The 22,577-nt window shown below is 69.2% G+C and carries 26 protein-coding genes; 15 read left to right on the forward strand and 11 right to left on the reverse strand.

From position 1 onward, the window contains the following. Positions 1-35: 35 nt before the first annotated feature. Positions 36-674 carry a mycothiol-dependent nitroreductase Rv2466c family protein gene (locus tag N803_RS10130; protein WP_035904819.1) on the forward strand — a complete coding sequence of 213 codons (639 nt, stop codon included), beginning with the start codon at positions 36-38 and terminating at the stop codon, positions 672-674. An 11-nt stretch (positions 675-685) separates the two neighbouring features. Then, positions 686-1,360 (forward strand): maleylpyruvate isomerase family mycothiol-dependent enzyme, encoded by a 675-nt coding sequence (locus N803_RS10135; protein ID WP_211253495.1) that lies wholly within the window; start codon positions 686-688, stop codon positions 1,358-1,360. 85 nt (positions 1,361-1,445) lie between these two features. Here N803_RS10135 and N803_RS10140 read toward each other — a convergent pair whose 3' ends face one another. The 3 genes from N803_RS10140 to N803_RS10150 all read right to left on the reverse strand — a co-directional run bounded on the left by N803_RS10140 (position 1,446) and on the right by N803_RS10150 (position 3,950). Next, a complete protein-coding gene (locus N803_RS10140; protein ID WP_035904821.1) occupies positions 1,446-1,823 on the reverse strand; it encodes a PPOX class F420-dependent oxidoreductase in 378 nt (125 codons plus the stop codon). A gap of 36 nt (positions 1,824-1,859) precedes the next feature. Continuing rightward, positions 1,860-3,185: a glycoside hydrolase domain-containing protein gene (locus N803_RS10145; protein ID WP_035904824.1), complete on the reverse strand. Its 1,326-nt coding sequence runs from the start codon at positions 3,183-3,185 to the stop codon at positions 1,860-1,862. 150 nt (positions 3,186-3,335) lie between these two features. Further along, complete coding sequence (locus N803_RS10150; protein WP_035905083.1) at positions 3,336-3,950, reverse strand: LysE/ArgO family amino acid transporter; 615 nt, start codon at positions 3,948-3,950, stop codon at positions 3,336-3,338. A gap of 88 nt (positions 3,951-4,038) precedes the next feature. On the opposite strand from N803_RS10150, the gene N803_RS10155 reads away from it, so the two are divergent. Both N803_RS10155 and N803_RS10160 read left to right on the forward strand, forming a co-directional pair. Next, positions 4,039-4,905 (forward strand): LysR family transcriptional regulator ArgP, encoded by an 867-nt coding sequence (locus N803_RS10155; RefSeq protein WP_035904827.1) that lies wholly within the window; start codon positions 4,039-4,041, stop codon positions 4,903-4,905. A gap of 47 nt (positions 4,906-4,952) precedes the next feature. Beyond that, positions 4,953-5,189, forward strand: coding sequence for a DNA-binding protein (locus N803_RS10160; protein ID WP_156969732.1), 237 nt, complete (start codon positions 4,953-4,955; stop codon positions 5,187-5,189). Between the two features lie 91 nt (positions 5,190-5,280). On the opposite strand, the gene N803_RS10165 is transcribed toward N803_RS10160, so the two are convergent. Beyond that, entirely contained in the window at positions 5,281-6,399 is a 1,119-nt protein-coding gene (locus tag N803_RS10165) for a PLP-dependent cysteine synthase family protein (protein WP_084764357.1), read from the reverse strand. A 124-nt stretch (positions 6,400-6,523) separates the two neighbouring features. Beyond that, positions 6,524-7,483: a hypothetical protein gene (locus tag N803_RS10170; protein ID WP_035904832.1), complete on the reverse strand. Its 960-nt coding sequence runs from the start codon at positions 7,481-7,483 to the stop codon at positions 6,524-6,526. A gap of 115 nt (positions 7,484-7,598) precedes the next feature. On the opposite strand from N803_RS10170, the gene N803_RS10175 reads away from it, so the two are divergent. After that, positions 7,599-8,117 (forward strand): peptidylprolyl isomerase, encoded by a 519-nt coding sequence (locus tag N803_RS10175; protein WP_035904834.1) that lies wholly within the window; start codon positions 7,599-7,601, stop codon positions 8,115-8,117. A gap of 125 nt (positions 8,118-8,242) precedes the next feature. Here N803_RS10175 and N803_RS10180 read toward each other — a convergent pair whose 3' ends face one another. After that, positions 8,243-8,731, reverse strand: coding sequence for a winged helix-turn-helix domain-containing protein (locus tag N803_RS10180; RefSeq protein ID WP_035905087.1), 489 nt, complete (start codon positions 8,729-8,731; stop codon positions 8,243-8,245). Between the two features lie 200 nt (positions 8,732-8,931). Here N803_RS10180 and N803_RS10185 point away from each other — a divergent pair, with 200 nt between their 5' ends. The 6 genes from N803_RS10185 to N803_RS10210 all read left to right on the forward strand — a co-directional run bounded on the left by N803_RS10185 (position 8,932) and on the right by N803_RS10210 (position 13,275). Beyond that, positions 8,932-9,261, forward strand: coding sequence for a hypothetical protein (locus tag N803_RS10185; protein ID WP_156969734.1), 330 nt, complete (start codon positions 8,932-8,934; stop codon positions 9,259-9,261). A 72-nt stretch (positions 9,262-9,333) separates the two neighbouring features. Next, positions 9,334-10,020, forward strand: coding sequence for a DUF5819 family protein (locus tag N803_RS17505; protein WP_052112144.1), 687 nt, complete (start codon positions 9,334-9,336; stop codon positions 10,018-10,020). After that, positions 10,017-11,051: an HTTM domain-containing protein gene (locus N803_RS10195; RefSeq protein ID WP_052112145.1), complete on the forward strand. Its 1,035-nt coding sequence runs from the start codon at positions 10,017-10,019 to the stop codon at positions 11,049-11,051. The genes N803_RS17505 and N803_RS10195 overlap by 4 nt, the downstream gene beginning before the upstream one ends. Continuing rightward, complete coding sequence (locus N803_RS17510) at positions 11,048-11,911, forward strand: serine hydrolase domain-containing protein (protein WP_052112146.1); 864 nt, start codon at positions 11,048-11,050, stop codon at positions 11,909-11,911. Before N803_RS10195 ends, N803_RS17510 begins: the two co-directional genes overlap by 4 nt. Further along, positions 11,908-12,306: a thiol-disulfide oxidoreductase DCC family protein gene (locus tag N803_RS19185; protein ID WP_052112147.1), complete on the forward strand. Its 399-nt coding sequence runs from the start codon at positions 11,908-11,910 to the stop codon at positions 12,304-12,306. The genes N803_RS17510 and N803_RS19185 overlap by 4 nt, the downstream gene beginning before the upstream one ends. A gap of 36 nt (positions 12,307-12,342) precedes the next feature. Further along, on the forward strand, positions 12,343-13,275 hold the full coding sequence (locus tag N803_RS10210) for a rhomboid family intramembrane serine protease (protein WP_035904839.1): 933 nt from the start codon (positions 12,343-12,345) through the stop codon (positions 13,273-13,275). 348 nt (positions 13,276-13,623) lie between these two features. Here N803_RS10210 and N803_RS10215 read toward each other — a convergent pair whose 3' ends face one another. Next, the gene (locus N803_RS10215) at positions 13,624-13,878 is read right to left on the reverse strand and encodes a cell division protein CrgA (protein ID WP_035904842.1); all 255 of its coding nucleotides are present in this window, start codon (positions 13,876-13,878) and stop codon (positions 13,624-13,626) included. Positions 13,879-13,945: 67 nt separating this feature from the next. On the opposite strand from N803_RS10215, the gene N803_RS10220 reads away from it, so the two are divergent. The 4 genes from N803_RS10220 (at position 13,946) to N803_RS10235 (ending at position 16,302) form a co-directional block, all read left to right on the forward strand. Continuing rightward, positions 13,946-14,695: a DUF881 domain-containing protein gene (locus N803_RS10220; protein ID WP_052112148.1), complete on the forward strand. Its 750-nt coding sequence runs from the start codon at positions 13,946-13,948 to the stop codon at positions 14,693-14,695. Next, a complete protein-coding gene (locus N803_RS10225) occupies positions 14,692-15,333 on the forward strand; it encodes a class E sortase (protein WP_245617157.1) in 642 nt (213 codons plus the stop codon). The genes N803_RS10220 and N803_RS10225 overlap by 4 nt, the downstream gene beginning before the upstream one ends. Positions 15,334-15,421: 88 nt before the next feature. Continuing rightward, on the forward strand, positions 15,422-15,628 hold the full coding sequence (locus tag N803_RS10230; RefSeq protein WP_035904845.1) for a hypothetical protein: 207 nt from the start codon (positions 15,422-15,424) through the stop codon (positions 15,626-15,628). Then, positions 15,625-16,302 carry an aminodeoxychorismate/anthranilate synthase component II gene (locus tag N803_RS10235; RefSeq protein ID WP_035904846.1) on the forward strand — a complete coding sequence of 226 codons (678 nt, stop codon included), beginning with the start codon at positions 15,625-15,627 and terminating at the stop codon, positions 16,300-16,302. The genes N803_RS10230 and N803_RS10235 overlap by 4 nt, the downstream gene beginning before the upstream one ends. A gap of 148 nt (positions 16,303-16,450) precedes the next feature. On the opposite strand, the gene pknB is transcribed toward N803_RS10235, so the two are convergent. The 4 genes from pknB to N803_RS10255 are packed head-to-tail and all read right to left on the reverse strand — an operon-like array spanning position 16,451 to position 22,575. Then, positions 16,451-18,331, reverse strand: coding sequence for a Stk1 family PASTA domain-containing Ser/Thr kinase (gene pknB, locus N803_RS10240; RefSeq protein WP_035904847.1), 1,881 nt, complete (start codon positions 18,329-18,331; stop codon positions 16,451-16,453). Between the two features lie 19 nt (positions 18,332-18,350). Beyond that, the gene (locus N803_RS10245) at positions 18,351-19,805 is read right to left on the reverse strand and encodes a peptidoglycan D,D-transpeptidase FtsI family protein (RefSeq protein ID WP_035904849.1); all 1,455 of its coding nucleotides are present in this window, start codon (positions 19,803-19,805) and stop codon (positions 18,351-18,353) included. Next, positions 19,802-21,184 carry an FtsW/RodA/SpoVE family cell cycle protein gene (locus N803_RS10250; protein WP_035905098.1) on the reverse strand — a complete coding sequence of 461 codons (1,383 nt, stop codon included), beginning with the start codon at positions 21,182-21,184 and terminating at the stop codon, positions 19,802-19,804. Before N803_RS10250 ends, N803_RS10245 begins: the two co-directional genes overlap by 4 nt. After that, complete coding sequence (locus N803_RS10255) at positions 21,181-22,575, reverse strand: PP2C family protein-serine/threonine phosphatase (RefSeq protein WP_035904851.1); 1,395 nt, start codon at positions 22,573-22,575, stop codon at positions 21,181-21,183. Before N803_RS10255 ends, N803_RS10250 begins: the two co-directional genes overlap by 4 nt. Between the last annotated feature and the right edge of the window lie 2 nt (positions 22,576-22,577).

Consider the following 22,577-nt stretch of genomic DNA (forward strand, 5'->3'; position numbering starts at 1 on the left):
CCACGATAGGACCATCTGCGAGAGGAGGTGGCACGATGCGAGACCTCGATGCCCTATCGGAAGCGGTCGTCGACCTGTGGTTCGACCCGGTGTGCCCCTACTCGTGGACGGCGCAGCGCTGGCTGGCCGAGGTCGCGGCGTGCACCCCGATCGTGGTCCACCACCACGTCATGAGCCTCTACTTCGTCAACGAGCGTCGAACCGACGTGGACCCGGGCTATCGGCGCAACGTGGAGCTCACGCGTGGTCCATCCCGCGCCGCCATCGCAGTCGTCCAGCGCTTCGGCGAGGCGGCCCTCGGCGGCTTCTATGACGCCTTCGGCCAACGGAACTTCGCCGGGCAGCGCTTCCCCACGCCGGCCGAACAGCACCACTCAGTGAGGGCAGCGCTCGCGGAGATGGGGCTTCCCGCCGACCTGGAGGACGCCATGGACACCGACGCCCATGACACGGCACTCAGGCTCAGTCACGACACCGGTTTCACCCTCGTGGGCGGTGACGTCGGCACCCCCATCACGCGCGTCGACGGCAGGGCCTTCTTCGGGCCGATCCTCAACGCCATCCCACGCGGCGCCCAGGCGCTCGACGTCTTCGAAGGCATGCGCCGACTCGCGGCCTTCCCCGAGTTCTTCGAGCTCAAGCGCACCCGGCTGAGCCCACCCGTCTTCACCTGAGGAGGACAAGGATGACCACCATGACGGACAGGGACGTCGACCGGCTCTGGGCAGCCATGGACGACCAGCGCGACCGCACCGCCAGCATGCTCGAGACCCTCACGATCGATGACTGGCTCCACCCCAGCCTCTGTGAGGGCTGGAACGTCCGACAGGTCGCCGCCCACCTCACCCTGCAACAGCTGACCATTCGCGAGTCGCTGGCCTTCACACTCGCCCACCCCGAGGTGATGCGGGGACTCACGCTCAACCGCACGATCCAAGACTTGGCGGTGGCCCAGGCCAGGACCGTCGAGCCGGCCGAGATCATCGCCCGGATCCGCGGCATGATCGGCTCGCGTCGGCACAACGCGTTCGTCACTCCGCTCGAAGCCCTCACCGACAGCCTCGTCCACAGCCAGGACATCGCCATCCCGCTCGGGATCGACCTCACGATGGACCCCGAGGCCGCAGTCCGGGTCGCCAACCGCAGGTGGGAGACCCGGCACGGTTGGCAGGCGCGGGTCTTCCGCAAGGTCCCCCTCGACACCCACCGGTTCACCGCGACGGACATTGACTGGTCCCGCGGCGACGGACCCGAGGTCGTCGGGCCGATCGCGCCCCTCCTGCTCGTCCTCTGCGGACGCATGGTTGCCCTCGACCGGCTGACCGGCGACGGCGTCGAGCAGCTCCGCCACCGCGCCTGATCGGCGCGCCCCGATCCACCCTCGCGCGGTCGAACCGGCTGCGTCCGCGCGGGGGTGACCTCCGCCCGCCGAAACCCATCGGGAGTCAGACGTTGCCGAGCACCCGATCGACTTGGATCTCGATGACCACACGCTCAGGGTTGACGCGCGGGGGACGGTAGCGGACGGCATACCGGGATTCGGCATCGGTGACCGACGCGGAATCGGAGAGGACCCGGGACGGTCCCTCGAGCGACAGCCAGTGTCGTCCGTCGACCTGGCAGAGCACGGCCCGCGCGCCCCGCCCGGCGTTGCGTGCCTTCTGCGAGCCTCCGCTCGTGATGACTCGAGCGACCCCCGCCTCGGAGTCCCACGTGAACCCCACAGGCACGACGTGGGGAGAACCGTCGCGGCGCAGGGTCGTCAGGGTGGCGAGGTGGCGTTCGGCGACGAAGTCGAGGGCGGCGCGGGACAGGTCGGTCACCCCCGCAGGATGGCACGGCCCGCCCGCACCGACGACTCAGGGGCAGCGTGGGACGGGTGAGGAGTACGTCGTGTTCGACGCGTTCGAGACGTAGTAGTCGCTCAGCCACCGACCGTCGACGAGCTGGTTCCACACACTCGTCGTCCCCACCCGCGTCCCGGACTTCTGGCAGGCGACGTACGCGAGGCCGCCGCCGTTGACCGAGCCATTGACGGCATACCCGGTGCCCGGCCCTGATCGAGTGTTGACCGGGGTCGTGATGGTGAGCTGGCCGGGGTACGAACAGATGGGCAGTGGCGGGCTCCAGGTCGTCGACGACGGGGTCGACACGTAGCGGTCCGAGACGAAGCCGCCGTTCGTCAGCCGATCCCACACCGCGGTTGACCCGACCGTCTGGCCCCGCGCCTGGCAGACCACCGAGATGGCAGCGCCGCCGGCCACCGAGCCGACGATCGGGTAGCCGCTCGACGGACCACTCCGGACGTTGAGCGCGCCCGAGGCCGTGGAGCGATAGGTCCGTGCGACCGTCGCGACCGGGCCCCGAATGAGGTCGCTGTCGATGTTGAGGGTGACACCACCCCACGTCTCGTTGTGGTCGCCGCGGTACTGCTTCGCCCGCTGCCACTCCGACCAGAGCGCGTTGCCGGCGGTGGGCCAGTTGTAGGTCGACGCCCAGTTGTCCCAGCGCGCCATCCAGATCGCGTCCGGCCGCGCGAGGGTCGTCGAGGTATAGCTCGCCGCCAGGTCACGCACGCCCGAGTCCTGGTGCGCATAGATCCCGGCCAGGTAGCCGCTGCGGTGCAGTGTCCGGGTCCACTCGGACACATAGGTCCGCACCGCCGCGGTGCAGCCAGCGGTCGCGCGGTTGTAGTGCTCGACGTCCGCGTAGAGCGCGCTCCCGGGCAGGAGGCCGAGTGCGCGAGCCTTGCTGACGGCGTCCGTTCCATCCGAACGGCCCTGTGCCGCAGCGTTGCTCGCCGTGAAGCGATAGGGCTTGGTGCCGTAGACGCAGAACGGTTGATCACCGAAGTAGGTCGGCACGAGAGCCCAGCCAGCCGCCGTCGCACTGCCGACCCAGCTCGCCGTGAGGTTGGGCTGCTGGCACCCGCGATTGCGACCACCGAAATAGACGTTCACGCCCTGGAAGGGTGCCTTCGCGCCCTTCCACGAGGCCAGTGCGGCGAGCGAGGGCGCTGTGCACGTGTCGAAGAAGCCGGCCAGGACCCGGGTGGCGGAGGACGCCGCCGGATAGGTTCCCGGGGTCGCAGGATCCGCCTGTGCCGCAACGGGATTCGCCAGACCGAGACTCGCGGCAGTGAATCCGGCGGCGAGGACGGCGAGGGTTCGGCGCGCGAATGACATGACAACCTCCAGCGCGGGCCCCGGCGGGAGCGAGGCTCCACAACTCAAGGATGCGCTCGTCGCCGGTTCGGTTGACACGATTCGCAGAACATCGATTGGGTATGCCGTCCGCCCGCCTCCCAGCCCTCGGTGCGGACCGCGGTCCGCACCTCAGAAGGCCGAGCGGAGCAGGACCGCAGCCAGGGTGAGCATCACGACTCCGATGACCACGTCGAGCACCTGCCACGTGCGTGGCCGAGCGAACCACCGCGAAGCCAGCCCAGCGGCATACCCCAATCCGGTGAACCACACGATGCTGGCGAGCCCGGCGCCCAGACCGAACCACCACCGACCCGTCGGGCCGTGGGAGGACGCGAGGTTGCCGAGCATGAGGACGGTGTCGAGATAGACGTGCGGGTTGAGCCAGGTGAGGGCGAGGGCGGTGAGCGCGACGGAACCCTTGGCGACGGGTTCGCCGGCGGTCAGCGACTTCGGGTGGCGTGCGGCGAGGAAGGAACGGATGCCGAACCACGCGAGGTAGGCCGCTCCCGCGATCGTGATGACGCGCACCAGTCCCGGCTGGGTCTCGACGAGCGCACCCACGCCGGCGATGCCCGCAACGATGAGGACGAGGTCACTGATCGCGCAGATCGCGACGACCACGCCGACGTGGGATCGGGTGACGCCCTGGCGGAGGACGAAGGCGTTCTGGGCGCCGATCGCGATGATGAGGGACAGGCCGGAGAGGAGACCCGTGACGACGGCGGAGAGGGTGGCGGCGTTCATGATGCTTCGACGGTAGGGCGCGACCGTCGTGAAGGCCAGCAAAGGATTCTGGGGGTTCCTTAACGTGGCTTCATCATAGGATCCGGGTGTGCACCCCGATCAGCTGCGCGCGCTGCTCGCCGTCATCGACGGCGGGACGTTCGAGGCCGCGGCCCGGCACCTGCACCTCACCCCGTCGGCCGTGAGCCAGCGGATCAAGGCACTCGAGCAGTCGATGGGGCGCGTCGTGGTGAGGCGCGGGCAGCCCTGCACGGCCACACCGGCCGGGGAAGTGCTCGTCCGACTGGCTCGGCAGCAGGAGTTCATCGAGCAGGAGGCGCGGGCCGCCCTCGACGAGGCCTCCGGCGTGCGCGAGCTGTCGGTGGCGGTCAACGCGGACTCGCTGGCGACGTGGTTCCGCCCGGTGCTGCGGGAGGTCGCCGCATGGGAGGGCGTGGTGCTGAGGCTCCACGTCGAGGACGAGGGGCACAGCCACGGACTCCTGCGGGACGGCACTGTCGTGGGCGCGATCACGTCGAATCCCGTTCCGGTGCAGGGGTGTTCGGCCGAACAGATCGGTGGCATGCGCTATCTGCCGGTGGCGACACCCGCGTTGCGGGATCGGTTCGCCGCGGGGCGCGTTGTCGACTGGGGGCGCATGCCGGTGCTGGAGTTCAACGAGCAGGACGACGTCCAGAAGCGGGTCCTCCGGCGGCACGGAGTGAACGCCGACGCGCTGCCGCCGACGCACCGAGTGCCGTCGTCCGAGGGTTTCGTCGACGCGGTCCTTGCGGGACTGGGGTGGGGCGCGCTTCCACGCGTGCAGTGCGAACAGGCCCTCGCGACAGGTGAACTCGTGTTGTTGAGCAGCCGCGAGCACGTCGACATCCCGCTCCACTGGCAGGCGTGGAGACTGCGGTCCGAGCTCGTCGACCGTCTTGCGGGTGTGATCCGCGCGCACGCACCGCGGCGCTGATTCATCAGGATTCCGGCACACGCGCCGACGTGTGGCACGCTCCCATCATGGGGACCTTCGTCGAGGATGCCAATCTCGTGACCGCAACCGTGGCCGGTCGGGCGCTGACCTGTCGTCACTGCGACGGCACGCGGTTCGGCGTGCGCCGCATCAAGCTCAACACGTCGGGTGCCGAGTTCTTCGGCTTCGCCTGGGCCAACCGGGAGAGCCTGGGCTTCATCTGCGACGGGTGCGGGTGCATCGAGGAGTTCCTCGAGGGAGTCATCGAGACCTTCCGCGCCTGAGAGGCGTTGGGTAGGGGGTCGTGTGATGGGTCGGGGGTCGAGCGATCGGCGACCCATCACACGGCCCCCGACCGACGGCCCCGCAGGGAACTCAGCCGACCCAGCGACCCTCGTCCCACGCGGAAGTCAGCACACCGGCATACCGGTCAAGGTCGTGACCCCGCGAGCGCACCCACGAGTCCGAGTTGTACGTCTCGTCGTAGCGGTCGCCGCGGTCGCAGACCAGCGTGACGATCGACCCGCGTTCCCCCGCGGCCTGCATCTCGGCGGCCAGCTTCAGCGCCCCATAGATGTTGGTCCCCGTCGACGGTCCGGCGTGAATTCCGGTGCGCTCACGCAGGAATCGCATCGCCGCGATCGATGCGCAGTCCGGCACTCCGAGCATGCGATCGACGACGAGGGGCAGGAACGACGGCTCGAGCCGCGCCCGCCCGATGCCCTCGATGCGTGATGGTTCGAGCCGCGCCTCGCCATCGCCCTGCCATGCCGGGAGGAACGCCGAGTGCTCCGGGTCGACGACGCACACGCGCGTGTCGAGCGCCTGGTAGCGCACGAACCGCCCGATCGTCGCCGAGGTCCCACCGGTCCCCGCACCGACGACGATCCACGACGGCACGGGGTGCTCCTCCATCGCCATCTGCTCGAAGATCGACTCGGCGATGTTGTTGTTGCCGCGCCAGTCCGTCGCCCGCTCCGCGTTGCTGAACTGGTCGAGATAGACGCCGCCCGCCGCCTCGGCCACGCGCCGCGCCTCGTCATAGACGGCGGTCGGGTCGTCGACGAGGTGGCAGCGTCCGCCCTCGCGTTCGATGAGGGCGATCTTCGCCGGCGATGTCGAGGACGCCATGACCGCGACGAAGGGCACGCCGAGCATCCGCGCGAAGTGCGCCTCGCTCACGGCCGTCGAACCCGAAGAGGCTTCCACGACAGTGGTTTTCGGACCGATGATCCCGTTGCACAACCCGTAGAGGAAGAGGGATCGCGCCAGCCGGTGCTTGAGCGAACCGGTCGGGTGCGTCGACTCGTCCTTGAGATAGAGATCGACGCGGCCACACCCGGGCAGGTGCACCTTGATGAGGTGCGTGTCCGACGTCCGCGTCGCGTCGGCGCGCAGCTTCCGGATCGCCTCGCGCACCCACGCCCGGTCCGGCTCGGTCCGCAGCCCAGTGTCCACGAGCGGGGATGGAGTGCGGGGAGTCGACGCTGACATGCGGCTCAACCTATCGACGCTCCCGGACCACGGACAAAAGCGAGACGGTATGCCGGGTGCGCACCCGGCATACCGTCTCGCGTTCGTTCTCGGGCTGGGACTCAGCGCGCCCCGCCCGAGTGGGTCAGGACTTGTCGCGTCCCTTGTCGAGGTTCGGCGTCGAGAGGTCAGCGCCCTCGGACGTGCCCGACGTCGACGGTGCGGCGTCCTCGGCCCACTCGCCAGCGTTGCTCCAGGCGTCGCCGTCGGAGACCGACTCGGTGGTCGGTTCGCCCGCGAAGTCCTCGGCCTTCGCCTCGTCGGCGAGCTCGTCGGCCTTGGCTGCGGCCTTGTCCTTGACCTCAGCGGCCTTGTCCGCGGCCTTGTCCTTGACGTCGGCTGCCTTGTCCGCGGCCTTGTCCTTGACCTCGGCAGCCTTCTCCTTGGCGGCGGCTGCGAAGTCGGTCACCTTGTCACCGACGGAGGCGCCGCCCGAGGCGTGACCACCGACGGTCGAGGCGCGTCCCTGGCTCGGCGGGGTGTAGGCGCCCGCGGTCGCCCACGGGTCCTTCTTCTCGGTCGACTTCTTCCAGGCGTAGGCCGCAGCACCGGCAGCGACGAGGAGGAGCAGGAGGCCCTTCTTGCCGCCCTTCTTCTCCTTGACGACGGCGTCGCCCTTGAGCACGTGGTAGGCGTCGGGCGCCCGGTCGGCAGCCTCGGACGCGGACGCCTTGGCCGCGGTGGCACCGGCGACGACGGTCGCGAGGGCCGAGGCCAGCTTGGGCACGACCTCCTCGACGAAGGTGTCCTTGGCGTCCTGCACCTTGGGGGCCAGGTTGTCCGCGGCCTCCTGGACGCGCGGGGCGGCCTGGTCTGCGTAGGCCCTGGCCGTCTCGCGGGCGTGCTCGACGTGCGGGGCGGCCTTGTCCTTGAGGTCGGCAATCCGCGGCGCGGCCTTGTCCTTGAGGTCGGCGGCGCGCGACGAGAGGTCGGCTGCCGTCGACTGGGCCGTGGACGTCGCGTCGGACGCGGTGGAGGCGGCGGACTCGACCCGCGCGGCAACGGCCTCGCGCGCCTGCTCGGTCTTGCTCTTGCTGCGGAACACTGCGTTCTCCTATCGATGGACGATCGAACGGTTCCTTCCATCAAACACTGTTTGCACGCCAGTGTCACAAGAGGGTCACGATGCTCTCGCTGCCCGAACACCTACAGTGGGGCCCATGAAGGCAACGCTCAAGACCAACCACGGCACCATCAACCTCAACCTCTTCGCGGACCACGCGCCCAAGACCGTCAAGACGATCACGGGCCTCGCGACCGGCGAACTCGAGTACAAGGACGACGCGGGCCGCACCAACCCCGACAAGTTCTACGACGGCCTGATCTTCCACCGCATCATCCCCGGCTTCATGATCCAGGGCGGCGACCCGCTCGGTCAGGGCTTCGGTGGCCCGGGCTTCGCGTTCGACGACGAGATCCACCCCGAGCTGCAGTTCGACCGTCCCTACCTCCTCGCCATGGCCAACGCCGGCAAGCAGATGGGCCGCGGCACCAACGGCTCGCAGTTCTTCATCACCGTCGGCGCCACCCCGTGGCTCAACGGCAAGCACACGATCTTCGGTGAGGTCGCCGACCAGGAGAGCCGCGACGTCGTCGACACGATCGCCGGTGTCTCGACCGGTGCGCAGGACCGCCCGCGCGAGGACGTCGTCATCGAGTCCTTCACCGTCGAGGCCTGAGCTTCTCGCTTCACGCTTCACTCCCGAACGCCCGGTCGCCTCGCGCGACCGGGCGTTCGTCGCTTCTCGGCGGGCAGCCCTGTCGCGGGCCAGCGCGTCGTCGCGGGCCAGCGCGCCGCCGCGGCTCAGTGCTCCTTGCGTGTCGCGGCGAGGATGACGAGCAGAGGGATGACCCGCTGCGTCGGCACGCCGTAGAGCCCACGGCTGGCGGCGCTGAGCCATCCCGCGTCCACGAGTTGCCTGAGGTGGTTGTAGATCTGGCCCGTCGTCCCGTGCCTGCCGGACTCGGCGAGCTGGAGTGCGGTCTGGGGTTCGTCGAGGAGCTCGCGGAGCAGGGCGAGACGATGGCGGTGTGCCAGCGCCTTGATGGCTCCCTCGTGCTCGGCCCAGTCATCGGCGAGCAACTCCCCGGTGGGGTGAGTCATCTGCCAGCCCGCCTCGCGGCCGTCCGGAAGGCGCACCCGTCCGCCGTGAGCCACGCCCCCGTCGGCGCCGGTGTACTCACTGGCGATGCCGTCGAGGAGCCACAGTCCGCCGCCGCTCTCCGGGCGTTCGGCCGGTGGGGCGGTGCGCAGTTCGGCCACTGCCTGCTCGATGGCTGCAAGACGTGACACCACGGCAGAGAAATCCGCTGAGGGGTCTTGTTTTGCCACTTCGTCCTCTGTTACGTTCCTGCCACTGAATTACGAAACTTCGTAGTTCGGTGGGGGTGATGGGGTGCCGATGTCGTTGACCCAAGGGGGCGCCTTGGATCCTTCTGACCATACACAACGCTCAGAAGTGAAGGGGAAACCACGAGATGAAACTACGGAGATTGGTAGCCGCGACTGCGTGCGCCGGAGTTCTGGGAGTGGCCGGTGCCGGCCTCGCCCAGGCCACCCCGGCCTCGGCAACGACCGATGTCTACGAGGTGGCGGCCGCAACGCCGACCGCCTCGGGTGACACGGCCGAGCCGCAGGCGATCCCGGGCATCGTTGCGGTCGCGACCGTCGCCGCACGCGGGTTCACTGCCGCCCGCGCGCCCCAGCAGGTGGCCCAGGTTGCTCGCGCCGCCGGCTGGCTGTCGGGCATCGGCCTCTTCGGCGTCGCGCAGGTGCAGAACACGCGCCAGCTCGAGCTGGAGAAGGCGTACTTCGACCGCTGAGGCGTGAGCCGGTCGGGCCCCACCGCGGTGGAGCCCGACCGGCTTGACCTCACCAGGAGCAGGGGAAATGTCATGACATCACGAACGCGCTTCGCTCGTCGGGTGGCCCTCGGGGCGGCCGCCACAGTCCTCACCGTCTATCCGCTCAGCGCCCTCGTGCTCGCGGGGCCCAAGACACCGATCACCTTCGAGCTCTATCCCGTGGTCGCGTCCTACATGCACCCCTACTTCCCGCAGAACTGGAACCTGTTCGCCCCGGATCCCATCAGTGAGGAGCGTGGCGCCATCGCTCGGTTCCGGTGCACCGAGACCGGCGAACCCACGGAGTGGGTCAACATCACCCAGCGAGGAATCGACAAGGTGCATGCGAGCCGGCTCTTTCCCTCGAGGGAGTCGCGGATCGTCTCGAACTCGATCATCACGAGGTTCCGAGAGGACGACGTCATCCTGCGGGTGGACAAGCGCCAGACGGCCAGCGCGGCGGCGCCGAAGGACCAGGGGACAAACGCCCCCACGGACGGGGCCACCGACGCCCTGCTGGAACCTCTTCGTGAGGCGTCCCAGCAGGAGAAGGACGACATCGAACGCGTCCTCGCGCGCTACGCCTCGGCGCGCCAGCCCTCGGTCTGTGCCGGCGGCCCTGCCTCGCAGGTGCAACTTCGCTTCGTGTTCCACAAGTTCCCCGGCTGGAGCAGTCGGAACGACCTCGACAAGACGGGCGACATCGAAACTTTCGACACCGAATGGATCACGCCATGAGAGCTGTTGCGACGCACACAACCGAGGCGCTGACGCCCGTGGTGAAGGCCGGCCGCAATGCCATGCGATGGCTCGACGGACGGCCCCACGGGCTGAGCTCCATCGCGGTCGTCCGGGCCGTGATCGGGTTGTGCGGCCTCGCGATGTACCTCTCCGACTACGGGATCCGGCACCTGCTGTGGCTTCCGGACGTCCTGGGTGCCGGCAGCACGCCGAGCACTCGCCACACCGCCGGCTCGTTGTTGTCCTTCTACACCTTCGTCGGCGATGGTCTGGGCTTCGAGATCGTCTATCACCTGGGGATCGTGGCGGCCCTGACCGTGATGCTCGGTGTCGGCGGGAGGGTCGGACTGGCCATTCACTACGCCTTCATCTGGTCGCTGTACGCCGCGAACCCGCTCGTCCTCGACGGCGGCGACAACCTCGTCATGATTCTTGGGCTGATCCTGCTCCTGACCCGGTGCTACGACCGCCTGAATCTTCTGAACTGGATTGCTCCCGGGCGTCGGCGCCGCACGCCCGGTCCGGTCGCGACGATCGCGCACAACACGGGTGTCCTGCTCGTGGCCGCTCAGATCTGCATCGTCTATGTCATGGCCGGGCTCTACAAGGTCCAGGGCCAGTTGTGGCAGGACGGGACGGCCCTCTATTACGTCCTGCGGGTTCCCGAGTTCCACTGGCCGGGCGTGACCGAACACGTTCTGCGCTTCGACTGGTTCCTGGTCATCGGGGCCTACGCGACGGTGTGGCTCTCCATCTACTTCCCGCTCTTGGTGCTCGTACGGCGCCTGCGCCTGCCTGCAGTCCTCGCCATGAGTGGTTTCCACGCGTCGATAGCGGTGCTGATGGGTTTGACGTCGTTCGCCCTGATCATGATTGCGTGCGATCTGGTCTTCGTGAACTCGCACGTCGAGCGGGCAGGGCGGTCCGTCTCACGCACCTTCAACAGAATGACATCGGCGACGAAGCGAGCCATGCCGCATCGACGTCGCGTCACGCCGGACCCGGTCATGACAAGGAGCACATCGTGAAGTTGTTCAAGAAGCGCCAGGCGCACGTCCTCCTGCGGGGCGGGGAGGTGGTCTCCCGCGACCTCGGGAAGGACTACGACGAGGGCAAGTTCGTCGAGTGGGGCTCGATCACCAAGACCGTGACCGCTGCCGCCGCCGCCGTTCTCGTCGATGAAGGCCGACTGAGCTATGACACACCGGCGGGCGAACTCGTGGGAGGTCGGTTGCCCGAGTCGATCACCGTCGACACGCTGGCCCGACACACCTCCGGTCTGCCACGCGTGCACCCGGGGATGAAGGGCGGCATCAACCACGACCCCTACGAGGGCACGGATGGTGATTTCCTGACCGACCTGCTTGCCTCGTTCGACGAATCTCTCCTCGAAAGTCCGGGCACGGTGAGCTACTCAAATCTCGGGTATGCCGTCCTCGGCCGGATCGTGGAGACAGTCACCGGAGAGCCGTGGTTGCCTTCGGTGCGCTCCTTGGTCCTCGAGCCGTGGGGGCTGGCCGAGGTCACGACGCGCCCTCCCTCCGACCGGTGGGCGGCCATCAAGGGCTTCGACGGGAAGCCGCACACTCCATGGTCACTGGACCGGTCGGCATACGCGCCTGCCGGAGCGCTCTGGAGCACTCTCGACGTTCTGGCGGAGTACGGACAGACCACTGTGGAGCGGGGCGGCTACGACGACCCCCGGCGCGGGTGGCAGGAGACCGAGGGTCGGTGGTGGCACAACGGCCAGACGCGCGACTCGGGGTCGTGTCTCGTCCTCGACCCGAACGCGGACGTGGTGGTGGCCACGCACGCGCTGGCGCGACTCCCCGGGTCGGCCGATCGCCTCGCCGACAAGCTCATTCGGGAACTGGACGAGGCCGCGTGAGCCACTGGGGCGTTCTGGTCTACGACGGTGACTGCGGATTCTGTGAGCGCAGCATTGCGCGAATCCGCGCACTGAGCGGGACGCGAGCGCGGGCGGTCGCATCGCACAGCATCGACCTGGCTGACTACGGCCTCACGGCCGACGAGTGTGCCGAGGCCGTCCAATGGGTCACGCCGACGGCGAGGACGTCCGGGGCGGAGGCCCTGCGCGATTTCGCGGGGGCCAACTCACGCGCGGTCAGAGTCGTCGGTCACGCCGCCGTCAATTCCTGGTCCCGTCCGCTCACGACTCGGGTGTATGCCGTGATCGCGCGTCATCGGCACCGGCTCGGCTCGCCGAGCTGCGGGCTGCCGAGACCTGCTTCGAATGGCTCGGGCCCCGCCGGACCCGAGTAGGACTGACTGACAGACCGCGCGACTAGAGTTGCGACGGTGAGCGAGCCCACGGCATACGGACAGGCCGGTACTCCCGAGGAGACGCCGGTGTGCCCGCGTCACCCCGACCGGATCTCCTACGTGCGCTGCCAGCGCTGCGGCCGTCCGGTGTGTCCCGAGTGCCAGCGGCCGGCAGCCGTGGGTGTGCAGTGTGTCGACTGCGTGCGTGAGGGCCAGAAGTCGGTCCGGCAGGGCCGCACGATCTTCGGCGGCGACCTGGCCGCCGTCGGCGAACGCCCCCTGGTGACGATGGTGATCATCGGCATCTGCGTGCTGGTCTTCATCGGCCAGCTGACCTCGAGCTCGCTGACCAACGAGATCGCGTTCGTGCCCTACCTCGGTGACACGGAGCCCTGGCGCTTCCTGACCTCGGCCTTCGCGCACAGTCCGCGCCAGATCCTGCACATCGCGTTCAACATGTATGCGCTGTGGATCATGGGCCAGTACCTCGAGCCGATGCTCGGTCGGGCCCGGTTCGCCGCGCTCTACCTCATCAGTGCGTTCGGCGGATCGGTCGTCTATCTCCTCCTGTCCTTCCCGGCGAGCGTCGACGACCTGCGTGCGGGCGACTTCGGCTCGTGGGAGACGGCGGCCGTGGGTGCGTCGGGGGCGGTCTTCGGACTCTTCGGTGCCTTCCTCGTGCTCCAGCGTCGGCTCGGTCGGTCGGCCGCGACGATGTACGCCACGATCGCGATCAACGCCGTCATCGGGTTCGTCGTCCCGGGCATCGCCTGGCAGGCCCACCTCGGTGGATTCCTCGTCGGCGTCGCGTGCGCCGCGGCGTTTGCCTATCTCGGCCGGCGCCCGGCGATGGGCGCCGGTACGCAGAGCGCGAACTTCGGCATCCACTGGGTGGCGCTCGCGGCCATCACGGCATTGCTCGTCGTGCTGGCCGTCGTCAAGTACGCCGTGACGTCCTCCCCCATCTGACCCACCTCTTGCCCCACTGGGACGCGGGTGAAGGTGTCGCGAGCCGGCTGTCCCCAGTTGTCCACAGGGGTTGTGCACAGTGTGGATGAATTACACGGGTGTCATCCACAGCCGTTTTCCCCAGTGTGGATGAATTACATGGCTGTCATCCACACCGGTTGTGCACAGTGTGGATGACGTGAGCGGCAGGTCATCCACAGCCTGTGGGCGCTCCGTGCCCGTGTGTCCCAGGAGGGCAATATGTGGGGAGGGTGGGCCGGGAGCGGACGGCGCGCACCCGGCATACCGGACACAGAACGGCCCCCGACCACAGCGGTCGGGGGCCGTTCGAGCGAAACGGGAGGGGCGTCAGCGCCAGCGCGTCGTCATGAGGAAGCCGGCCATCATGAAGGCGAAACCAGCCGCGAGGTTCCAGCGACCGATCTGCGGCACGGGATATCCGTGCGAGCCGGAGATGTAATACGTGACGACCCAGACGAGCCCGATGAGCATGAGACCGAGCATGACCGGCACGAACCAGCGCGGGTTGGGCTTGGCGACCTTGCTCTGCGCGGTGCGGGGCGGCGTGTAGGCGGGCTTGGGGCGGCCCTTGGACTCTGGCACGGACTGTCTCCTTGACACTCGGGTTCGTGGCCTAGCGTAGAGCCTGTACAGGAAGAGGTCTTGCCCCGTGGTGCAGCTCAAGCAGATGTTCGCGACGCGACCCGGCCCGTGGTCGGCGGCCGTGCCGCTCGTTGCCGTCTTCGCGGGCGTCCTTTTCGCGACGAGCGGATCGACCGCGCAGGGGCGCAGTCTGCGCTCCGACGCCGCCGGCCTGCCGGACATCATCCGCGAGGAGACCCAGGCCAACGCCCGCATGACCCAGGAGCTCCAGCAGCTCACCATCGAGGTCGAGGAGATGGCCCGCAACGGGTCCCCGGGCAACGCAGCCATTGAGAAGCTCGAGGCCGAGGCCGATGCGCTCGGTGTCGCCGCCGGCCGCATGCCCGTCGAGGGCCCCGGCCTCGAAGTGCAACTCGACGACTCCCACCTCAGCATCGACCGACTCCCCGAGGGCCGGAGCCTCGACGACATCGTCGTGCACCAGCAGGATGTGCAGGCCGTGGTCAACGCGTTCTGGGCCGGCGGCGCCGAGGCGATGATGATCCAGGACCAGCGGGTCATCTCCACGAGCGCCGTGCGATGCGTCGGCAACACCTTGATCCTCCAGGGTCGCGTCTACTCCCCGCCCTACCGGATCCGTGCGATCGGTGACCCGGACAAGCTGCGCGACATCCTCGGGCAGTCGCCGGAGATCCAGATCTATCAGGAGTACGTCAAGGCGGTCGGCCTCGGCTGGGACGTCATCGCCCACGACAAGCTGGAGTTCCCCGCCTACGCGGGCTCGATCACCCCCGAGCACGCCACGGTGGACAGGTGAGTCGTGCCCGCCGACGCGGGGACGGTGCAGTGCGCGGCGGAGTGAGGGCCGGGGCGCTCGGCGTGCTGGGCGAGGTGCTCATGACCCTCGGCGCTCTCGTCGTGCTCTTCGTCGTGTGGCAGGTGTGGTGGACCGACGTGTCCTCGGACCGGGCGCACGCGGCGACCGTCTCGACCCTGGAGCGCGAATTCGCCTCTGGCACAGGGGATCCCGGCTCCACGTCGCCGACCGACGGGCTGCCCGCGGGTGCGTTCGCGATCGTTCGCGTGCCGCGATTCGGTGCCGACTATGCGCGACCGCTCGTCGAGGGGACGTCAGCGGCGGAGCTGGCCGAAGGGCTGGGGCACTACGACGGGACGGCCGGGCCGGGCGAGGTCGGCAACTTCGCGATCGCCGGGCACCGCACGACCTACGGCAAGCCGCTGGCCCAGATCGACAGCCTGCGCGAGGGTGACCGGATCGTCGTCGAGACCGCCGCCGGATGGACCGTGTATGCCGTGTCCTCCCACGAGATCGTCCGCCCCTCCCAGTGGAGGTCATCGCACCCGTCCCCGGAGACCCCGGAGCAACGCCGACCAAGGCCGTGCTCACCTTCACGGCCTGTCACCCGCGCTTCAGTGCGAAGTGGCGGTGGGTGACGCATGCCGACCTCGTGGAGACGCGGACGCGGGCTCAGGGTCCGCCGTCGCTGGCGGTCACCGCTGCCGGACCGGACGGAGGAACCTGATGTATGCCGCACTCTGGCGTGCGCTTCCCGGTCCCGTTGCGCTCAAGGCGGCTGCGATGATCGTGCTGCTTGCCCTTGTCGTCTGGGCGTGCTTCGAGTGGGTGTTCCCGCTCGTGGTGCAGTGGTTGCCCTATGACGACAACACCGTCACCCTGCCCAACTTGCCGTCCTCACCGCATCACCCCGACCTCCAGGACCTCGCATGAACTCCGAAGCCAGCCCGCGGCGCATCCTCGTCGTCGACAACTACGACTCGTTCGTGTTCACGATCGTCGGTTATCTCGAGCAGCTCGGGGCTGACTGCACGGTGGTGCGCAACGACGCGATCGCGCCGGCCGACGGTGCCGACTTCGACGGGGTGCTCGTGTCGCCCGGGCCGGGCACGCCCGAGGAGGCTGGTGTCTCGATGGCCATGATCGAGGCGTGCGGCGAACGGTCGCAGCCGATGCTCGGAGTGTGCCTCGGGCACCAGGCCCTCGGCGTGGTCGCCGGCGGTGTCGTCGGGCGGGCGCCCGAGCTGCTCCACGGCAAGACCTCGCTGGTGCACCACTCCGGAGAGGGCGTGCTCGCCGGGCTGCCCACTCCGTTCACGGCGACGCGCTATCACTCGCTGACCATCGAGCCCGAAACGTTGCCGTCCTCGCTCGAGGCGACCGGTCGGACGGAGAGCGGCATCATCATGGCCGTGCACCACCGCGAGCTCCCCCTGCACGGGGTGCAGTTCCACCCCGAGTCGGTGCTGACCCAGGGCGGACACCGGCTGCTCGCCAACTGGCTCCAGCTCTGCGGCGACGCGGGAGCCGTCGAGCGCTCGCAGGGGCTGAGCCCGCTCGTGCACGGTGCCGACGTCGCGGGTGTTGCCGCGAACGTCGCCGGCTGAGGCGCCGCGCCCCACCTTCCACTTCTTGCCCTCGTGGGACACGCAGGCCCAGTGGGCATGTGTTCCAGCGGCGCAATGAGTGGGGTGTGCGGGTGTCCCAATCGCGCAATGAGTGGTTTTGCGCGTGTCCCAGTCGCGCAAGAAGTGGTCAGCGCAGGCCGCTTGGCGGCGGGGTGGCCGTTCCGGACGGAGTCGGAGTCGGTGACCCGCTGGTCGTCGGCGAGGGCGTCGGCGTACTCGAAGGGCTCGGCGACCGGGTGACCGGAGGCGGCGGAGCCTTCTGGGCGACGACGATCGTCACCTCGGTGCCGACGTCGACCTTCTCCTCCTTGTCGGGGTCCTGGCCGATGACCGTGCCCACGGCGGCGCGCGACGTCTGCTCGTAGCGCGTCTTGGACTTCAACCCGATGGAGAAGAGCAGGGTCGAGGCCTCGTCCGCGGTCTTGTCGACGAGGTCGGGTACGACGACCTGACCGGTCGACACCTTGAGCGCCACGGGGGCGCCCGGAGCGACCGAGGTACCGATGGCGGGTTCGGTCGACACGACCCGGTCCTTGGGCTGGTCGTCGGTGTCGACCTTGGTCGTCGTGCCGACGGTGAGCTTCAGCTTCTCGAGCGCCGAGGTGGCCTCGGCAACGGTCATCCCGGCGACATTCGGCACGGCGACGGTGTTGGGGCCCAACGAGATGACGAGCGCCACCTTGGTCGTCTCGGGATCGACCCGGGCGCCGGCCGCAGGGTTCGTGGAGATGACCGAGTCCTCGAGGACGTCATCACTGCGCGCCGTGGTCTCCGTGAACTCCAGACCCAGCCGGCGCAGCTCCGCGACGGCCGTGGCCCGTGGCTTGCCCTCGAGCGGCGGCACCGAGACCTTGTTGGCTTCGGCCTGCACCTCCATGTATTGCATGATCCCGAAGCTCAGCAGCGCGATGAGTCCCACCACCGCGGCGGCGATGAGCGCGTATGCCGTCCGGTGCCGTTTGCGGGGACCCTCCGGCCCGACGGTGGCCGGGAACATGTCCGTGGTGGCCCCCACGGCGGCCAGCGCGGCAGGTGAGTCGTCCTTGGGACGGGTCTGTGCGGCATACACCTCGGTGGGTTCGGACGTGCCGACCACGGCGGGTGCGGCGGTCAGCGCGGCGAGGGAGGTGTGCGCCTCGGAGCTGACCGGTCGGCCGAGTCGCGCCGCCTGGAGGTCCGCGCGGAAGGCGCCGGCGTCCTGGTAGCGCTTCTCGCGGTCCTTGACGAGTGAGTGCAGGACGACGGCGTCGAGGTCCTCGCCGATGCCCTCCTCACGCGTCGACGGCGCGACCGGCTTCTCGCCGACGTGCTGGTACGCGATGGAGACAGGGCTGTCGCCGACGAACGGCGGCCGGCCGGTGAGCAGCTCATAGAGCATGCATCCGGCCGAGTAGAGGTCCGAGCGTGCGTCCACGGCCTGGCCCTGCGCCTGCTCGGGCGAGAGGTACTGGGCGGTGCCGATGACGGCCTGCGTCTGGGTCATCGTCGCGGCCGTGTCGGCGATGGCGCGGGCGATGCCGAAGTCCATGACCTTGACGGACCCGTCGCCGGCGATCATGACGTTGGCCGGCTTGATGTCGCGGTGCACGATGCCCATGCGGTGGCTGTAGGCGAGTGCGTCGAGGACCCCCTCCGTGATGCGCGCGGCCTCCTCGGTGGGCAGCTTGCCGCGATCCGTGAGGACCTCGCGCAGCGTGCGTCCCTCGACGTATTCCATGACCATGTAGGGCACGGCGACCTTGGCACCGCCGGACTCGACGGAGTGGTCCTCGCCCGAGTCGTAGACGGCGACGATCGAGGCGTGGTTGAGCCCGGCGGAGGACTGCGCCTCGCGTCGGAACCGCTTGAGGAACGACTGGTCACGGGCCAGGTCGCTCCGCAGCATCTTGATCGCCACCGGACGGCCCAGCCGGGTGTCATGGCCCAGGTGCACCTCGGCCATACCGCCTCGACCGATGAGCTCCCCCACCTCGTAGCGGCCCCCGAGCAGCAGGGGATCCTCGCTCATCGCGTCCTCACTTCGTTCATCACTTCAGCCCCGCCTCGATCATCGCCTTGGCGATGGGGCCACCGACGGCGCCACCTCCGCGGGCCTCGCTGTCGGGGTCGCCACCGTTCTCGACGACGACGGCGACCGCAATCTGCGGGTCGTTGGCCGGCGCGAACCCGGTGAACCAGGCGTGCGCGCGCTGGACCCGGTCGGTCTCGGCGGTGCCGGTCTTGCCCGCGACCCGGACGCCGTCGATCTGCGCGGGCTTGCCGCTGCCGTTCTCGACGACGGCCTCCATCATCTCGGTGAGCTGGGCGGCGACCTCGGGCGTCACGGCCTCGGAGAGCTCCTCGGGCGTGGCACGCTCGATGACGCTCAGGTCGCTCGACAGCACCGAACGCACGAGGTGCGGGCGCATGACCGTGCCGTGATTGGCGACGGCCGCGCTGAGCATGGCGACCTGGAGCGGCGTGACGCGGACGTCGTACTGACCGACGGCCGACTGGGCGAGCTGCGGCTGGTTGAGCTCGGCCGGGACCGAGCTCGGCGTGACCCGCATCGGGATCGAAAGCTGGTCTCCCACACCGAATTTCGCGGCCTGGTCACGCAGGGCGTCGGCGCCCAGCTCGAGTCCGAGATAGCCGAAGGCGCTGTTGCACGAGATCTCCATCGCGTGGAGGAACGTCGTCTTGTCGTCCGGTCCGCAGGAGCGCTTGCCGATGTTGGGCAGGCCCACAGTCGTCTGCGGCAGGTCGAGCACGGCCGGCCCCGGCAGTTCGGTGTCGGGCTGGAATCGTCCGCTCGACAGGGCCGCGGCGGCCGTGACGATCTTGAACGTCGAGCCCGGCGGGTAGAGGTCGCCGCCGATGGTGCGGTTGATGAGCGGCTTCTCGGGATCGGCGTTGAGAGCCTTGTATGCCGTGTCCACCTTGGAGAGGTCGTGGCCCGAGAGCGTGGCCGGGTTGTAGCCCGGGTTGCTCACCATCGCGAGGATCTCACCGGTGCTGGGGTTGAGGGCGACCGCCGCGCCCTTGCGTCCGTCGAGGCCCTTGATGGCCGCGGCCTGGACACGGGAGTCGATGGTCAGCTCGAGGCTGGCGCCGACCGTCTTGCGGCCGGTGAAGAAGTCGGAGACCCGGCGGAAGGCGAGCTTGTCGCTGCTGCCGGAGAGCAAACCGTTCTCGGCCTGCTCGAGGCCGCCGCCGGCACCGTAGAAGGAGTAGTAGCCGGTGATGTGGGCGTACTGCGTGCCACCGGGGTAGGTGCGCAGCCACTTGTACTCGTTGCTCGCCGGCACCGACTTCGCGATGGCGGTGTCGCCGACGAGGATCTGGCCGCGCTCGCGGGCGTAACTGCTGAGCAGGGTGCGGCGGTTGTCCGGGCGCGCGTTGAGGTCCTTGGCGTAGACGAACTGGATGAGCGTCGTCGAGACGAGAAGTGAGGCGAAGAGGAGGGCGACCACGAAGGAGAGGCGGCGGATGGGTGCGTTCATCGCAGCTTCACCACCTGGGTCTGTTCGCTGGCCACGGTGCTGGGGACTTCCGGGTCGGGGACGGGTCGGCGGGCGTGGTCGCTGATCCGGAGCAGGATCGCGACGAGCGTCCAGTTCGCCAGCAGCGACGAGCCACCCTGCGAGAGGAACGGCATCGTCAGACCGGTGAGCGGGATGACGCGGGTGACACCGCCGACGACGACGAAGCACTGGAGGGCGACGGAAAAGGCCAGACCGGATGCGAGGAGCTTGCCGAAGCCGTCGCGGGCGCCGATGGCGGTGCGCAGACCCCGCTCGATCAGCAGGACGTAGAGCAGGAGCAGGGCGAAGACCCCGATGAGACCGATCTCCTCACCGAAGCTCGGGACGATGAAGTCGCTCTCGGCGAAGTAGGTGAGGTCGGGGCGACCGCGGCCCAGACCGGTGCCGAACATGCCGCCCGAGGCCATTCCCATGAGGCCGCGTGCCAGCTGGTCCGAGGTGTCGAGCGCCTCTCGGCTGAACGTGTCGAGCCAGAGCAGCACGCGTCGCTGGACGTGGCTGAAGAGCAGGTTGGCGACCCAGCAGCCGATGGCGAAGAGGACGAGGCCGATGGCGACCCACGACGTCCGCTCGGTCGCGACGTAGAGCATCGCGACGAAGAGGCCGAAGAAGAGGAGCGAGGAGCCGAGGTCCTTCTCGAGGACGAGGACACCGACGGACAGCATCCAGGCCACGAGGATGGGGCCGAGGTCGCGCGCTCGCGGCAGGGTCAGCGCGAGGATCCGGCGCCCCGCCACGGAGAGCGCGTCGCGGGTCTGGACGAGATAGCCGGCGAAGAAGACGGCCAGGACGAGCTTGGCGACCTCACCCGGCTGGAACGAGAAGGGGCCGACGGCGATCCAGATGCGCGAGCCGTAGTTCTCGACACCGAGTCCGGGCACGAGCGGCAGGAGCAGCAGGCCGAAACCCACGGCGCCGGCGAGGTAGGTGTAGCGGCGCAGGATGCGGTGGTCGCGCAGGATGATGAGCGCCGCGATGGCGAGTCCGGCGGCGAGGGCGCTCCAGGCGAGTTGACGGATGGCCATGCCCTCGGCGAGGTCGCGTCCCTTGGCCAGGTCGAGCCGGTTGATCATGACGAGCCCGAGCCCGTTGAGCAGCGTCGCGATCGGGAGGATCAATGGGTCGGCATAGGGCGCGCGCCACCGCATGACGAGGTGGAACGCGATCGTGATGACGAGGAAGCCGGTGCCGACGGCGACGAGGCTCGGCGGAACCGCTCCCTCGACGGCGATGCCGACGTTGATGTAGGCGAGCGCGACGATGCCGACCGCGAAGACGAGGAGCGCGAGCTCGACGTTGCGGCCCTTGCGGGAGGCGACGGACGAGACGGTGGTCATGCGTTGACGCTGACGCTCGGGGACGGGGAACCGGAGGGGGTGGCGCCGGGCGAACCGGACGGACCCGGCGACGGCGGCACGGACCCACTCGGCGTCGGAGTCGGCGTGGGGGTCGGGGTGGGCGTCGTCCACGTCGAGGGGACGGTGGTGCACGACTGCCCTTGCGACTTCGCGTAGCGGCAGGCCTGGGCCTGCACCTCGAGGTTGCGGACGAGGGCCGCGGCGTCGGACCGCGTCGGCATGCTGATGCCTCGCGACAGCTGCCCGCGATAGAAGTCGGGCAGGTCGTCGATGTCGATGTCGCTCGTCGACTCCGGGCTGGACAGGTCGATCGGGCCGAGCGTCTGATCGACGCCTCGGAACACGGCGACGTGACCGTCGTTGACGCCGACATAGAACTGGGCCTGCGACCACGACCACGCGGCATAGCCTCCGCCGATGAGCAGGATCAGGGTGACGAGCGAGACGCCGACCGTCCGCAGGATCGACGCGGCCCGTCCGCGGGACTCCTGCTCGGCGAGCGCGAGGTCGTCGGACTCCCCACCGCTCGCCTCCTGCGTGAGGGCGGACGCCTTGGCCGCCGGCGTCGTCGGGATCGGGCGCGTGTGTCGACGGATCGCGGCGGCCGCGCCCACGATCTGTGGCGAGTCGCTCGGGACGAACTGGGTGAGGTCGACGACGTCGCCGATGACGACGGTGACGTTGTCGGGGGCACCGGCGCGCAGGGCGAGCTGGACGAGCCGCTCGGCGCAGTCGCCGGGCTTGCGCTCGGTGGTGAGGACCTCGTCGATGGTGTCCCGGGCAACGTAGTCCGACAGTCCGTCGGAGCAGATGAGGTAGCGGTCGCCGACGATCGCCTGGCGCACGAGGACGTCCGGCTCCTCGCCCTCGGCGCCCGTGAGGACCCGCGTCACGAGCGAACGCTGCGGGTGGGTCGACGCCTCCTCGGCGGTGAGGCGCCCCTCGTCGACGAGCGACTGGACGAAGCTGTGGTCCTTGGTGATCTGGCTGACCTCGCCACCGCGCACGACATAGGCGCGTGAGTCGCCGATGTGCGCGAGGACGAGCTTGTCGCGGGCGCGCAGGATCGCGATGAGCGTCGTCCCCATGCCGTCGAGGTCGGCGTCGTCCTCGGCCATCCGCCCGAGTTCGCGGTTCGCGGCGGTGATGCGGCGCAGCAGGGCCTGGGTTGCGTCGACCCCGGAGAACGACTCGCCGTCGAGTCCGACGAGGGCACCGAGGATCGACGACGAGGCGACGTCACCGCCGGCGTGACCACCCATGCCGTCGGCCATCGCGAGAAGGTGCGGGCCGGCATACCCGCTGTCCTCGTTGTTGGTCCGCACCATCCCGACGTCGGAGCGGGCGGCGAAGTGGAAGGCAATCGCCACGG

Origin of the sequence: Knoellia subterranea KCTC 19937, from assembly GCF_000768685.1 — a bacterium.
GTDB lineage: Bacteria > Actinomycetota > Actinomycetes > Actinomycetales > Dermatophilaceae > Knoellia > Knoellia subterranea.

What these genes read in the sequence shown, in the direction of transcription:
- N803_RS10165 (WP_084764357.1), bottom strand. Translation starts at nt 6,399, where the DNA reads ATGTCAGCGTCGACTCCCCGCACTCCATCCCCGCTCGTGGACACTGGG.
- N803_RS10145 (WP_035904824.1), bottom strand. Translation starts at nt 3,185, where the DNA reads ATGTCATTCGCGCGCCGAACCCTCGCCGTCCTCGCCGCCGGATTCACT.
- N803_RS10150 (WP_035905083.1), bottom strand. Translation starts at nt 3,950, where the DNA reads ATGAACGCCGCCACCCTCTCCGCCGTCGTCACGGGTCTCCTCTCCGGC.
- N803_RS10195 (WP_052112145.1), top strand. Translation starts at nt 10,017, where the DNA reads ATGAGAGCTGTTGCGACGCACACAACCGAGGCGCTGACGCCCGTGGTG.
- N803_RS10235 (WP_035904846.1), top strand. Translation starts at nt 15,625, where the DNA reads ATGAACTCCGAAGCCAGCCCGCGGCGCATCCTCGTCGTCGACAACTAC.
- N803_RS10250 (WP_035905098.1), bottom strand. Translation starts at nt 21,184, where the DNA reads ATGACCACCGTCTCGTCCGTCGCCTCCCGCAAGGGCCGCAACGTCGAG.
- N803_RS10175 (WP_035904834.1), top strand. Translation starts at nt 7,599, where the DNA reads ATGAAGGCAACGCTCAAGACCAACCACGGCACCATCAACCTCAACCTC.
- N803_RS10245 (WP_035904849.1), bottom strand. Translation starts at nt 19,805, where the DNA reads ATGAACGCACCCATCCGCCGCCTCTCCTTCGTGGTCGCCCTCCTCTTC.
- pknB (WP_035904847.1), bottom strand. Translation starts at nt 18,331, where the DNA reads ATGAGCGAGGATCCCCTGCTGCTCGGGGGCCGCTACGAGGTGGGGGAG.
- N803_RS17505 (WP_052112144.1), top strand. Translation starts at nt 9,334, where the DNA reads ATGACATCACGAACGCGCTTCGCTCGTCGGGTGGCCCTCGGGGCGGCC.
- N803_RS10160 (WP_156969732.1), top strand. Translation starts at nt 4,953, where the DNA reads ATGGGGACCTTCGTCGAGGATGCCAATCTCGTGACCGCAACCGTGGCC.
- N803_RS10130 (WP_035904819.1), top strand. Translation starts at nt 36, where the DNA reads ATGCGAGACCTCGATGCCCTATCGGAAGCGGTCGTCGACCTGTGGTTC.
- N803_RS10230 (WP_035904845.1), top strand. Translation starts at nt 15,422, where the DNA reads ATGTATGCCGCACTCTGGCGTGCGCTTCCCGGTCCCGTTGCGCTCAAG.
- N803_RS10135 (WP_211253495.1), top strand. Translation starts at nt 686, where the DNA reads ATGACCACCATGACGGACAGGGACGTCGACCGGCTCTGGGCAGCCATG.